This window comes from Rhizobium deserti, assembly GCF_004358025.1.
Lineage (GTDB): Bacteria > Pseudomonadota > Alphaproteobacteria > Rhizobiales > Rhizobiaceae > Neorhizobium > Neorhizobium deserti.
Genome location: NZ_SMTL01000001.1, coordinates 1,033,191 through 1,046,331 on the forward strand (window position 1 = coordinate 1,033,191; position 13,141 = coordinate 1,046,331).

Here is a 13,141-nt window from a genome sequence, read left to right on the forward strand (position 1 = left end):
AAGCTCAGCATGGTTCGTCAACGCAGGTAATGGATATGCGGACGAGAATGGTAGGGCGAGGCCTCGATCCGCGCGTCGACGGCAAACACTTCGCGCAGCAGATGCTCCGTCAGCACGTCTTCAGGCTGGCCGGAGGCGACCACCTGGCCCCGCTGCAGGACAATCAGTTGGTCGCAGAACATGGCTGCATGGTTCAGGTCGTGCATGGCGATGATGCTGGTCACGGGCAGTTCGGCCACGAGTCGCATCAGGCCGATCTGATGTTGAATGTCCAGATGGTTGGTCGGCTCGTCGAGAATGAGTTCGGACGGTGATTGCGCCAGCGCCCTGGCGATATGGGTCCGCTGCTTTTCGCCTCCCGAAAGGCTCATCCAGCCCTGGTTGCGCTTCTCTCCCATGCCTGCCCGCGTCAGGGCGCTCTCGACGGCTTCGTCATCGGCCGGCGTCCAGCTCGAAAACATCGAGCGATGCGGAAACCGCCCCAGTTTCACGACGTCGATCACCTTCAGATTGGCATTGGTCGCCGCATGCTGTTCGACGAAGGCGATCCGGCGAGCCACCAGGCGCCGTCCCATCGCACTCAGATTGGTGCCGTCCAGCAGGACCTGCCCGGCATGCGGCTGCTTCAGGCCTGCCAGCAGACGCAGCAGCGACGTCTTGCCCGACCCGTTCGGGCCCAGAAGACCCAGCATCTTACCGGGCTGCGCTTCCAGCGAAACCCCATGCAGGATCGTGGTCCCGCCGATCTTCCAGGTCATCTTATCGGCCTTGATGCTCATGATGCCCGCTGGAACCGGTAAAGGATGATCGAAAAGAAGGGCACGCCGACCAGGGCCGTCACGACGCCGATCGGCAGAACCTGCTGGGGAATGAGGGCACGCGAGGCGATGTCGGCAAGAACCATGAAAATCGCGCCGGCGATGGCACAGGCCGGCAGCAGCCGGATATGCAGCGGGCCTACGAGAAAGCGTGCTGCATGCGGCACGACGAGCCCGACAAAGCCGATCGAGCCCACCATGCTGACGATCGTGGCAGTCATCATCGCCGTCACGGCAAACAGGATGATGCGAGCCCTGCCGACATTGACGCCAAGCGCCGAGGCCGCCTCGTCGCCAAAGGCGAAGGCGTCGAGCACCCGCGCGTACAGGAGGCAGATCACTAGGCCGAGGCCGAGGACCGCGGAAACGAGCGCAAACTCGGGCCAGCGAACTCCGCCGAAACTACCGAGCAGCCAGAACATGACGTCGCGTGCCTGCTGCGCATTGCCGGAAGTGGTGACGATATAGGAGGTGGAAGCATTGAACAGCTGGGATGCCGCGACGCCGGCAAGAATCGTGCGGTCGGATCCGCCCCGGGTACCATTCGACAGCAGCGCGACGAAGAAGAAGGCGGCGAAGGCGCCGGCAAAGGCGCCTGCCGAAAGGGATACGGTGCCGGCTCCGAGGCCCAAAATGACGATCGCAACCGCACCGGTCGAAGCGCCCGCGGAAATCCCGAGAACATAGGGTTCCGCTAAAGGATTGCGCAGCAGCGCCTGCATAATGGCGCCTGACAGGGCGAGCCCGGCGCCGCAGAAGGCGGCAACAAGAGCACGGCTGAGGCGGTAGTCCCAGATCACCGTTTCATGGATGCGGTTCAACTGGACGGAAGTCAGCCCGATCCGGTTCGTCACGGCCTGGAAGGTCGTCTTCAGCGGGATCGGCAGGTCGCCGATCCCGACACTGACGCCGACGGCCACTGCAACGGCACCGAAGGATACCAGCAGCAGGAATATGGCTGCCGCCCATTGGCCCGTCCTGCTGCCGGCCTTTGTCACTTGGAAAGACCGAGCGCCTTCATCTGCGCGGCCACCTGTTCGGCGCCGTAGATGGTCCGGATCGTCGGGTTCATCGCCTGGCCGTCCATGACGACGATGGCCTTGTTTTTGACCGCCGGCATCTGGCTAACGGCCGGATCGGTGTTCAGGAACTTGATCTTGGCTTCCGGCTTGTCGAGTTCCCACCGGTTGCGGTCGAGGCTGGCAACGACGATGACATCGGGATTGGCGGCGATGATGCCTTCCCATCCGAGCGTCGGCCATTCGGCATCCGCATCGATGGCGTTGCGACCGCCGAGCAGGTCGGCAATAAAGCCGGAGGCGCCGTTCTTGCCGCCCAGATAGGCATCTGCGGATGGCGAAGGGCTGGAGAACCAGAAGACATAGGAAAGCTTCTTGCCGTCGGCCGCGACACCGGCACGCAGAGACGCCTCGCGCTTCCGGAAGTCGGCGATCAGCGCCTGACCGCGATCGGCAACATCGAAGATCTGCGAAAGCTCGTCGATCTCCTTGTAAAGCAGGTCCATGTTCCACAACTGGTCGCGGCTGCCATACTGGTCCTTCACCTTGTCGGTGCTGAGGCAGGTGCTCGGGGACAGATAGGTCGGGATCCCTACTTTCTCGAAATCTTCGCGCTTGGCGACCTTGCTGGTCGGTCCCATCAGGCTCGGCAGCGCCGCCGCCACAAAATCCGGATTTTCGGCCAGAATGGATTCGAAGGTCGGAAATTCGACGGTGAGTAGCTTCACCTTGGCATTGGCGTCGGCAAGCTGCGGCAAAACCTTGCTCGGCCAGAAAGCCGTGCCGGCCATCTTGTCCTCAAGGCCGAGCAGCAGCAGGATTTCCGCGCTGTTCTGGCCAAGCCCGATCGCCCGCTCAGGCGCCTTGTCGAAAGTGACCTTGGCTCCGCAATTGTCGATCGTCAGCGGAAATTGCGTGGGAGCGGCATAGGCGGATGCGGTGGCGAGCGCCAAGGCGGCAAGCAGACCAGAAAGGGCCAGAAGGGGTTTTGTTACCGTCACGAGAAGCATCCTGATTGGCGTGGGCGTGAAATTTCGGCGCCATATAGCCGTCAGGATAACTGATAACAAGAGAATTTAAATCAGCTTTCTATTCGGGCACGGAGAGATCAGCGACTTGAGCTGTCGGGCACCCTTCCTGATGGAGGAGAGCGCCCGAAGCAAGCTGGATCAGGCCTTCACCTTGGCGGCGGAAACCGTCGCATCAATATGGTCGATCAGCGCATCGGCAAGCCCGAGACGCCCGGCCAGCATGTCGAGATAGCCACGCTCGGTGCGGGTATCCGGGTCGATCGTCAGCCGTGATGCCGCATAGACCTCGACCCTCTGCTCTTCAGTTCTCGCCGCCGCTACGAGTTCGTCGATTTCGATCGGGTTGGCCAGTTCCTTGGCAATAAAGGCTTCCGCCTCTGCTCCGAGATCGACGGCATGCACCTTGTCCATGATGTTTGCGCGTTCGGCCTCGTCGATATGGCCGTCGGCCTTGGCGGCGGCAATCATTGCGCGCACCAGCGTCAGCGCAAAATCATTTGACAGCGCCGGCCACTGCGGATGAAAGGGTGAATCGGTCGGCGGCATCAGAACCGGGCTCTGCGCCTGAGGGTTAGGCTGCGCCACCGCCTGCGGCGACTGTCCCGACTGATAATTCTTGTAGGCGAGATAACCGAGGCCGGCAATGGCGGCGATGCCCCCTACCGTTGCCACATTGCCGGCAATGTCGCGGCCAGTCTTGGTGCCGAGAAGCGCTGCAACGATCGCGCCTGTTTTCAGCGGATTCTCCTTTGCGATCTGTCCCGCCTGCCCTGCCCTGTCCCGCAGCGATCCCGAAAGGCCCGGCACTTGCGAACCCAGGAACTGGTCGAGAAGTTTCTTGGCATCGAACATGGCTGTCTCCCTGATTGTTTTTGAGCGTCAGGTCGGGAGATAGGAAACGCAAGGCGGGAAAGCAATTTTTCCCGCCGGATGATAACGCGAATGTCAGCCCCGCAAAGCCGCAGCCTCGGCAGCAAGCTTGGTAATGCCGTCCCAATCGCCGGCCGACACCATTTCCTTCGGAGCTACCCAGGACCCGCCGACGCAAACGACGTTCGGCAAGGACAAATAATCCATGGCGTTTTTCAGGGAAACGCCGCCGGTCGGGCAAAACAGCGTGCCAGCGAGCGGCGAGGAGAGCGCCTTGAGATAGGCCGCACCGCCAGCCTGCTCGGCCGGGAAGAATTTCATGACGCCGAACCCGGCTTCGCGAAGTGTCATCACCTCGCTGGCCGTCGCAGCACCCGGCAGTGTCGGGATGTCGGACGCCTTGGCCGCATCGATGACGCCGGGCGTCGAGCCGGGGGAAACGATGAAGGTCGATCCTGCCTTGACGGCGGCGTCAAAGTCACGCGCGTTGAGAACCGTTCCGGCGCCGACATTGGCGCCTTCGACTTCGTCCGCAACCGCCCGCACTGCATCGAGAGCAGCCGGCGTGCGCATGGTGATCTCGATAGCCCGTAGTCCGCCCGCGACCAGTGCCCGCGCCAGCCCTACGGCAGACTTGGCATCATCGACGATCAGCACGGGTACGACCGGCTGCAGCTTGAGGATGGCAAGCAGCTTTTCGGTCTTGTTGTCGGTCTGGCCGGCCATCACGCATGGTCTCCGCTAAACGATTAAAATGTGAAGCCGGGAATAGCGCCCGAGCGCCTTGATGTCGAGAAAAAACAGGCTTCGACCATGGAACAAGTTCCCTTGAGGGTCTATTTGCACTAAGGATTTGAGGCACTAACGCGCAAGGATCAGCATGGCCAAGGAGATCGAGCGGAAGTTTCGGGTCACGAGCGACGAATGGCGCTCCAAGGTCGATTCCTCCTCATCCTTCCTGCAGGCCTATGTCGCATCGGCCGAAGATCGTTCGGTCCGCGTACGGATCATGGACGGACAGAAAGCCCGGCTGACGATCAAGATCGGCAAGAACCTTCGCTCTCGCGACGAATTCGAGTATGACATCCCTCTCGCCGATGCGCAGGAACTGGCCAGTGCCGCTGTCGGGATCGTTCTGGAAAAGATCCGCCATAAGGTCGAGCACCAGGGCTATGTCTGGGAGGTGGACGTCTACGGCGGCAGCTATGACGGGCTCGTCGTCGCCGAAGTGGAGATGGAGGATGAGGGCGCCCAGCCGGACTTGCCTGGCTGGATTGGGCCGGAAGTCACCGGCGACCGCCGCTATTCCAATATGGTCATGGCCACCGAAGACCTGAGCGAGGAGTTGCTGAATGGCCTTTAGGCTGCGCCCCGGCAGGCCTTTTACGGAGGAATTCCGGTCGGTGGCGGAAAGCCAGCTTTCCCAGGCGATCGAGATTCTCGAGGACCAGGCCCACGGCCCGCATGAAGCGGTGCATGATGCGCGCAAGAAATTCAAGCGTGTCCGGGCGCTTTACAGGTTGATTCAGGCGGATGCGAAGGAGTTTCGGCGCCGCGAAAACGCTCGTATTCGGGATATGGCCCAAACGCTATCCGCCGTCCGCGATGCCACAGCCCTGGTGGAGACCGTCGATTATCTGGCTAGTCAGGCAAAGTCGCCCGAGGAAATGGCGGCGCTCGCCTTTGCCTCTAAGGCACTGACCGAGCGCCGTGACCGGATTGCCCACGAAGAGCAGGATCTGCCGGCCAAAATGGAGGCGGCCGCGGCAAGCTCCCGACAGGCTATCGAAGCCCTGCAGGATCTGCGCCTTGAAAACGACCCGCGCAGGACCGCCAAGCGGCTGGGCAGAAGCTGGAAGAAGCAGCGGCAGAGGGCGCAGGCAGCCCTGGCGGAATGCCACGCCAACGCCCATGCCGAAGTTTTCCACGACCTCAGGAAAGCCGGCCAGACCTACTGGATGCACCTTGCCCTGCTCGGCCCCATCTGGCCCTCGGCCATGGCTGCAAAACAAAAGGAAGCAAAGCAGCTGGTCGACCTGCTCGGCCACGAACATGACCTTTCGGTCCTGACCCAGCTGGTCAACGAGAGCCCCGAGCTTTTCGGCGAGAGCGAAACGCTGGCGCTGCTGCTTGGCGCCATCATCACCCGACAACAGGGTTTGAGACAGGAAGCGCTCGACATGGCGCGCGATGTCTTTGCAGACAGTCCCGAGGTCGAAGGTGGGCTTGTCGAGCTTCTGTGGGAGGTGGCTGCGAAAGCGCAGCGCCGGCAGCGGCTTGGCTCGAAGTCACCCAAGGCTCACAAGCACCGCCAGAAGGAATCCGTGTCGGCCTGACAAGTCATCCGTTGCACCAAAGGGCTTCTGGCTGTATTTCAGCGCCATGACCGAAATCTCGACCCAAGCCAAGCCCGAAGTGACGGGCGCCTTTCTCGTGGCAGCCCTTTATCATTTCGCGCGCTTCGACCGCTTCGAAGACTTCCAGAAGCCCTTGCAGGCTTTTTGCAATGTCAACGGCATCAAGGGGACCTTGCTGATCGCTCGCGAGGGTATCAACGGCACGGTCGCCGGTAGCGACGATGCGATCTCTGGCCTTCTCACCTATCTGCGCCAGCAGCCGGAATTCGAAAAGCTCGAGCACAAGGAAAGCTGGGCTTCGAAAATGCCCTTCGTGCGGATGAAGGTGAAGCTCAAGAAAGAGATCGTCACCATGGGTGTCGAGGATATCGATCCCAACCGCATTGTCGGCACCTATGTTCAGCCGAAGGACTGGAATGCGCTCATTTCCGATCCTGAAACCATCGTCATCGACACGCGCAATGACTACGAGACGGCGATCGGCATCTTCAAGGGCGCCGTCGATCCGCAGACCAAGACCTTCCGGGAGTTTCCCGACTGGGTGAAGAACAATACCGGCCTGCACAACAAGCCGAAGATCGCCATGTACTGCACCGGCGGCATCCGCTGCGAAAAGGCCACTGCCTTCATGAAGGAGCAGGGCTTCGACGAGGTCTACCACCTCAAGGGCGGCATCCTGAAATATCTCGAGGAGGTTCCGGCAGAGGAAAGCCTATGGGAAGGCGCCTGCTTCGTCTTCGATGAGCGGGTTTCGGTCGAGCATGGCCTGAAGGAAGGCAATCACAAGCTCTGCCACGCCTGCCGCAATCCGATCACTGCCGAAGAGGTGACGTCACCGCACTTTGAGGAAGGCGTTTCCTGCTCCCATTGCTACGACAGTCGAACCGAAGAGGACCGGGATCGCTACCGGCAGCGCCAGCTTCAGATCGCCTTGGCCAAACAGCGCGGCCAGAAACATATCGGCGGCTAAGCCGACGCTCCCGTTCAGGTGGCCCCGGCTACGGTTCGCCCGGCGGCAACCTGTCCGGCAATCACGCAGAGCAGCTCGAACATGATGGTAGCGCCCGCCAGCGCCGTCATCCCTGCGAGATCGAAGGGCGGCGCGACTTCCACGACATCGGCGCCGACGATATCGACGCCGGCCAGCAGCCTCACCATCTGCTGCGCCTCCCGGGTCGAGAAGCCGCCGATCTCCGGCGTGCCGGTGCCGGGCGCCATGGATGGATCGATGCTGTCTATATCGAAGGAAATATAGGTCGGGCCATCACCGGCAATGCGGCGAGCCTCTTCCATCACGTCTTCAGCGCCACGACGCAGGAATTCTTCCATATAGATGATGCGGATGCCCTGGTCCTTCGCCCAATCGTGCTCGCCGGGATCGTAGACGGAGCCGCGAATGCCGATCTGGACGATCCGCTTCGGATCAACAAGCCCCTCCTCTATGGCGCGGCGGAAGGGCGTTCCATGCGTATAAGGATTGTCGCCGAAATAGGTGTCGTTCGTATCAGAATGGGCATCGAAATGGATCAGCCCGACCGGCCTCTCCTTGGCAACAGCGCGCAGCACGGGAAGCGTCGTCAGATGATCTCCGCCGACGCTGAGCGGGATCGCTCCGGTCCGGACAATAGCAGTCATCCCCGCCTCGATCCGCTTCAGCGAATCCAGCAGGTCGATCGGATTGACCGACAGGTCCCCCACATCGGCGACATTGGCGACGCTGAAGGGCGCAATGCCCGATACATGATGGGCCCGCCGCATCAGGCTCGACTGGTTGCGCACCTCACGCGGCCCGTGCCGGGCGCCGGCCCGGTTGGTGGTGCCGCCGTCCCACGGAATGCCCACAAGCGCGATATCGAGCCCTTCCGCATTCGAAACGACAGGAAGCCGCATGAAGGTGGAGTGTCCCGCAAAGCGCGGCACTTGCGCCGCATCGACCGGCTGGTGGAATGGTGGTTTCATGGCGCATCTCCTGGATCGGAGAAACTATATTTCCAAGCCTGACGACCGCAAGCCCGTCGGCGCCCGCCGCTTGTTCCTTGCCATGTATATCTTGTCGATCTCTTCCGCCGCCATCGGTTTGCCGAAAAAATAGCCCTGCAGCTCGTCGCAGCCGGTCAGCTGCAATTGCAGAGCCTGGCTCTGCGTCTCAACGCCTTCCGCCGTGACGGGGATTTCCAGCGATCGTGCCAACGCCACCGTTGCCTGCAGCAGGTCGGCCGCGCGGTTGCCCTCATCCAGCGCCTGCACGAGCGATTTGTCGATCTTCATGCGGTCGAAGCCGAACTGGCGCAAATAGCCGACGCTCGAGAAGCCGGCGCCGAAATCGTCGAGCGCAATGCTGACGCCCAGCTGGCGCAGCTTGGTGATGGCGGCACGGGCCCGCTCGGGGTTCTGGATGAAATAACCCTCGGTCATCTCCAGCGTGATGCGGGCAGGATCAACAGCCGTTTTCTGAAACACTGAGCCCACATGCACGGCAAAACCCGGATCCCGGAACTGGCCGGGCGAGATGTTCACCGCAAGCTTGATCTCGGGCCACTGCCGTACTGTCTCGCAGGCGCGGTGCAGCACGAAAAGGCCCAGTTGATCGATAAGACCGGTGGATTCGGCGATCGGGATGAAGATCTCCGGAGACACAGGCCCATAGCCCTTGCGGTTCCACCTCGCCAGCGCCTCGACGCCGATCAGCCGCCAATCCTCCGCATCCACCACCGGCTGATAGACGACCGCCAGTTCGCGCCGCTCGATGGCGATCCGCAGGTCGATCTCAAGCATGTTGCGCTCTTCGCGCTCGGCATCCATTTCCGGATGGTAATCCTCAGCCCTACCTCGTCCAGTTTCTTTGGCGCGGTACATGGCCATGTCGGCACGCCGCACCAGTTCCTCGCCGGAAACGGTTCCCCGCGCAGAAACGGCGGTGCCGATACTCGTGCCGATCGTGGCGACCCGTTCGCCGATGATGAAGGGTTCGTCGAAGAACCCGAGAATACGGTCGCAGAAAATGGCCGCAGTGGCCGGCGCATCCGCGGTTGAAAGTACAACGGCGAATTCGTCGCCTCCGACCCGGGCGAGCACAGCCTCCGGCCCCACAAGCGCCTTCAGGCCTGCAGCCACGCCGCGGATCAATTGGTCGCCCGTGCCGTGTCCGTAGGCGTCGTTGACCTCCTTGAACCCGTCCAGATCGAGATAAAGAAGCAAGATGTCGACGTTCTTGGCACGGCCGGCCTGCACCAGATCTTCCAGAGCTGCAAAGAAACCGGCACGATTCATGAGGCCGCTCAGCCTGTCGCGCATGGCAAGCTGACGAGCTGCAGCCTCGTCGGCTTTCAGCCGATCGAGCATGTTCGTGCCGCTGACAAAAAGCAGGAGGAAGAAGAGGCCGACCATGGCCAGGGCGCAGTAAACCAGCGGCCGCACCTCGGTATAGCCCAGGTCGCCCGGGCGACGGGACTGCCAGCCCAGTTCCGCCAGCAATTGCCCATGGACATTGCGAATTTCGACGGTTTTTGAAGGGAATGTACTGCCGTTGGCAAAGTGCAGCCCCTCAATGACATAGGTGTTCGCAAGCGCGCCGACCCTCTTTTCGTCGAGATGGCGGGCGAGGACGAGAAACCGACGTTGGTCCCCCGGTTTGTCCAACCGTCCCGACTTTGGACGGATCAAGGCGATGCCAACGGCCGCTACGCCCCTGCCCGTCCTCATGAAGCCTGTGGCCTCCGGAGTGACCTGCGGATCGAAAGAACGCACCCTGTCGAATAGTGTCCAAAGCGAGCCGTCGAAATAGTTGCGGGGCAGCCAGCTGGCCGGCTTACCGTCCTGATAGGCCAACAGGACATTGCGCTGCGCATCCATCACTAGGGCGATGTCGAAAAGCGGACTATCGGCGGTCATGTCGCCGTAATTGTTCACGACCCACTCCTGGCCGTCGGGTGCATACACGAATTGTGCTGCATCGTCCCAGGCCGCATAGTCGCCAAGTGTCGCGCGAAGCTGGTCCTGAAACGTATGAAGGGCGCCCGCAGTGGTCTGGCGCGATCGGTCGTCGTCAAGATTATTGGCGTAGGCAGCTATACGACTGACAGCGGTCAGGATGAAGATCGTCACAAGCAGAACGACAAGCGCGAAGGCGAACAGCATCAGAATCCCGGTCGCCCTTCGGCCGACCGAGACGGGACGTCGCAAATGTGGCGGAAAAAGCCGCATTAATAACCTCGCTGGAGCGCCACATCTTTCGCGAGTATTCCTTCAGATACCGTTAAGGCGGCCAGGACCAGCCACATGGAAGGCCGTCCTGGCGCGCTTTTTCTGGAGTCTTACCAGGCCGGGACGACGGCGCCCTTGAACTTGTCCAGAACGAAACTCTTGACCGCATCACTGTGATAGCTTTCGATCAAGGTCTTGACCCAAGCCGCGTCCTTGTCCTTGGCTTTCACCGCGATGATGTTGATGTAGGGAGCCTTCTCGCCTTCCTTGCCGATTGGATCGGTCTTCGGGTTGAGGCCCGCTTCCATCGCATAATTGGTATTGATCACGGCCGCGTCGACATCGTCCAGCGAGCGAGGAAGCTGGGCCGCGTCAAGCTCGGCAAACTCGATCTTCTTCGGGTTCTCGGTGACGTCGGCCGGGCCGATCTTCAGGCCCTTGGCGGCGTTCACCTTGATCAAGCCCTGGTCGGCAAGGATGAGCAAGGCGCGACCGCCATTGGTGGGATCGTTCGGAATGGCGATTGTGGCGCCATCTTTGAGCTCGGCCAGGCTCTTTGCCTTCTTGGAGTAGATACCCATCGGGAAGTTGACGCTTTGGGCGACGTCCACCAGCGCAAACTTGCGGTCTGCGACCTGGTTGTCCAAATAAGGTTTGTGCTGGAAGGAGTTGGCATCCAGTTCGCCATCGGCTAGCGCCTGGTTCGGCACGACGTAGTCCGAAAATTCGAGGATGTCGATGTTGAGGCCCTTGGTGGCGGCGACTTCCTTGACCTTTTCCATGATCTGCGCGTGTGGGCCGGGAGTCACGCCAACCTTGATATCTTCAGCCAATGCTGGCGCTGCTGCAAAGACGGCAAGGGCCGCCGCGATAATGAACTTCTTCATGGATGTCTCCTTCAGGTTTTCGGGACCAGTCTTGAGAGGCTGGTTTTAGGTAATATCAGTTTTTGCGGCTGCGCCTGTCGAAGCGACGGGCAGCCAGATCGCCGGCGCTCTGAACAGCTTGAACGAGGACGATCAGCACCACGACGACAGCGAGCATTACTTCCGGCATGAAGCGCTGATACCCATAACGGATACCCAGATCACCCAATCCGCCGCCGCCGACGGCGCCTACCATGGCCGAATAGCCGATCAGGCTGACAAGCGTCATCGTCAGCGCCAGGATGAGGCTTGGCCTTGCTTCCGGGAGCAGCACCTTCCAGACGATCTGGAACGGCGTGGCGCCCATGGCGCGGGCCGCTTCGATCAATCCCTTGTCGATCTCACGGATAGAGGCTTCGACCAACCGCGCGAAGAAGGGAATGGTAGCGAGTGTCAGCGGCACAATGGCGGCATAGGTGCCGATCGAGGTGCCGGTAACAAAGCGGGTAAAAGGGATGATCGCCACGACCAGGATGATGAACGGAGTCGAACGGGCAGCATTGACCACAAGGCCGATGATCCGATTGGTCGCCGGCGCCGGAAACAATTCTCCCTTGCCACTGGTAGCCAGGAAGACGCCGATCGGCAGGCCGATCAGCGAACCGATTACCCCGGCGATGGCGACCATCTGCAGTGTCTGTGCGAGCGACTTCCAAAGCAGGTTAAAGAGCATTTCAGGCGACATAGCCGAGCACCTCCCTGGTCAGGCCGGTCTCCGTATAAAATTGTTCGGCACGTTGGATGACGGCAGTATCCGAGGAATAGGAAACGACCAGCGAACCAAAGGGCTCGCCGGCGATCTCGTCGATCGTGCCGGCCATGATATTGACGCCGGTGCCGATCTCGCTGACCAGCCGCGCGGTCAACGGCTGGAATGCGGTTGCACCGAAGAAGATCAGCCGGACCATGACGCGACCGCCAGGCAATGGCTGCGGCTGAAGTCCCGAACGCACCCATTCGGGCAGCTTGACCCCGAGCGACGAGGACAAAAGCGCTCGCGTCGTCTCGTGTTTGGGCAGGGTGAAGACATCGAAGGTGCGACCCGCTTCAACAATGCGGCCCCGGTCGATCACCGCGACATCGGTCGCGATCGTCTTCACTACCTCCATTTCATGGGTGATGAGCAGGACGGTGAGCCCGAGTTCCGCGTTGATACGCTTCAGGAGCTCGAGGATGGAATGGGTGGTTTCCGGATCGAGCGCCGAAGTGGCTTCGTCCGACAGCAGCAGCTTCGGAGACGTCGCGAGCGCACGGGCAATGCCGACGCGCTGCTTCTGCCCGCCGGAAAGTTCCGCCGGATAGCGATCGGCCTTGTCGCCCAGCCCTACGAGGTCCAGCAGCGGCGCCACCTTCTGCCGGATCGCCTCGCGGCTGAGGCCGGCGATTTCGAGCGGCAGCGCCACATTGTCGAAGGCGGTTCGCGACGACAGGAGATTGAAGTGCTGGAAGATCATGCCGACCTGGCGGCGAAGGTCGCGAAGGCCGGTCTCCGACAAGCCGCCGACCTCGACCCCATCGACCAGGACATTGCCGGAAGTAGCCTTCTCCAGACCGTTGACGAGCCTGATCAGGGTCGACTTGCCCGCGCCTGAGCGCCCGATAATGCCGGTAATGGCACCGCGTGAGACGGAGAGACCGACGCCGTCCAGTGCCGTGAACTGCGCTTCATCTGCAGCCCTGCCGAACCGTTTCGTGACCGCCTCGAAGGCGACCATGGGCGCGGCTTGCGCCTGGAGCGACGGTGCGGAGCTTGCCGCGGCTTCTGCGAGGGTCATTTTCTGCTCACGTGTTAAGTCTATTCATCCCAGCGACGATATCGCTGCCCTGCTCATCGGCTTAGGCGCACATTCGATGACAGGTGACTTCCCGGAGCATTCTCGAACTTTCCCTGAACGGCCAGGACGGCCGCGATCGCTG

At 61.3% G+C, this 13,141-nt stretch carries 13 protein-coding genes; 3 read left to right on the forward strand and 10 right to left on the reverse strand.

Annotation, left to right across the window (positions count from 1 at the left end; genetic code table 11):
* Positions 1-17: 17 nt before the first annotated feature.
* The 5 genes from E2F50_RS04960 to E2F50_RS04980 form a co-directional block, all read right to left on the reverse strand.
* Positions 18-779: an ABC transporter ATP-binding protein gene (locus tag E2F50_RS04960; RefSeq protein WP_133314913.1), complete on the reverse strand. Its 762-nt coding sequence runs from the start codon at positions 777-779 to the stop codon at positions 18-20.
* Positions 776-1,774 carry a FecCD family ABC transporter permease gene (locus E2F50_RS04965; RefSeq protein WP_483475617.1) on the reverse strand — a complete coding sequence of 333 codons (999 nt, stop codon included), beginning with the start codon at positions 1,772-1,774 and terminating at the stop codon, positions 776-778. Before E2F50_RS04965 ends, E2F50_RS04960 begins: the two co-directional genes overlap by 4 nt.
* 38 nt (positions 1,775-1,812) lie before the next feature.
* Positions 1,813-2,838 carry an ABC transporter substrate-binding protein gene (locus E2F50_RS04970; RefSeq protein WP_425375354.1) on the reverse strand — a complete coding sequence of 342 codons (1,026 nt, stop codon included), beginning with the start codon at positions 2,836-2,838 and terminating at the stop codon, positions 1,813-1,815.
* A gap of 168 nt (positions 2,839-3,006) precedes the next feature.
* A complete protein-coding gene (locus E2F50_RS04975) occupies positions 3,007-3,720 on the reverse strand; it encodes a tellurite resistance TerB family protein (RefSeq protein WP_133314916.1) in 714 nt (237 codons plus the stop codon).
* 93 nt (positions 3,721-3,813) lie between these two features.
* Positions 3,814-4,464 (reverse strand): 2-dehydro-3-deoxy-phosphogluconate aldolase, encoded by a 651-nt coding sequence (locus tag E2F50_RS04980; protein WP_133314917.1) that lies wholly within the window; start codon positions 4,462-4,464, stop codon positions 3,814-3,816.
* A gap of 154 nt (positions 4,465-4,618) precedes the next feature.
* On the opposite strand from E2F50_RS04980, the gene E2F50_RS04985 reads away from it, so the two are divergent.
* The 3 genes from E2F50_RS04985 to trhO are packed head-to-tail and all read left to right on the forward strand — an operon-like array spanning position 4,619 to position 7,065.
* Positions 4,619-5,101 carry a CYTH domain-containing protein gene (locus E2F50_RS04985; protein WP_133314918.1) on the forward strand — a complete coding sequence of 161 codons (483 nt, stop codon included), beginning with the start codon at positions 4,619-4,621 and terminating at the stop codon, positions 5,099-5,101.
* Complete coding sequence (locus E2F50_RS04990; protein WP_133314919.1) at positions 5,091-6,074, forward strand: CHAD domain-containing protein; 984 nt, start codon at positions 5,091-5,093, stop codon at positions 6,072-6,074. The genes E2F50_RS04985 and E2F50_RS04990 overlap by 11 nt, the downstream gene beginning before the upstream one ends.
* Before the next feature lie 46 nt (positions 6,075-6,120).
* Positions 6,121-7,065, forward strand: coding sequence for an oxygen-dependent tRNA uridine(34) hydroxylase TrhO (gene trhO / locus E2F50_RS04995; RefSeq protein ID WP_133314920.1), 945 nt, complete (start codon positions 6,121-6,123; stop codon positions 7,063-7,065).
* Positions 7,066-7,079: 14 nt separating this feature from the next.
* On the opposite strand, the gene speB is transcribed toward trhO, so the two are convergent.
* The 5 genes from speB to E2F50_RS05020 all read right to left on the reverse strand — a co-directional run bounded on the left by speB (position 7,080) and on the right by E2F50_RS05020 (position 12,999).
* The gene (gene speB, locus E2F50_RS05000) at positions 7,080-8,054 is read right to left on the reverse strand and encodes an agmatinase (RefSeq protein WP_133314921.1); all 975 of its coding nucleotides are present in this window, start codon (positions 8,052-8,054) and stop codon (positions 7,080-7,082) included.
* A gap of 24 nt (positions 8,055-8,078) precedes the next feature.
* Positions 8,079-10,298 carry a putative bifunctional diguanylate cyclase/phosphodiesterase gene (locus E2F50_RS05005; RefSeq protein WP_133314922.1) on the reverse strand — a complete coding sequence of 740 codons (2,220 nt, stop codon included), beginning with the start codon at positions 10,296-10,298 and terminating at the stop codon, positions 8,079-8,081.
* Between the two features lie 110 nt (positions 10,299-10,408).
* Positions 10,409-11,185, reverse strand: coding sequence for a MetQ/NlpA family ABC transporter substrate-binding protein (locus tag E2F50_RS05010; protein WP_133314923.1), 777 nt, complete (start codon positions 11,183-11,185; stop codon positions 10,409-10,411).
* 55 nt (positions 11,186-11,240) lie between these two features.
* A complete protein-coding gene (locus E2F50_RS05015; RefSeq protein WP_133314924.1) occupies positions 11,241-11,909 on the reverse strand; it encodes a methionine ABC transporter permease in 669 nt (222 codons plus the stop codon).
* A complete protein-coding gene (locus E2F50_RS05020) occupies positions 11,899-12,999 on the reverse strand; it encodes a methionine ABC transporter ATP-binding protein (protein WP_425375355.1) in 1,101 nt (366 codons plus the stop codon). The genes E2F50_RS05015 and E2F50_RS05020 overlap by 11 nt, the downstream gene beginning before the upstream one ends.
* Positions 13,000-13,141: the final 142 nt, after the last annotated feature.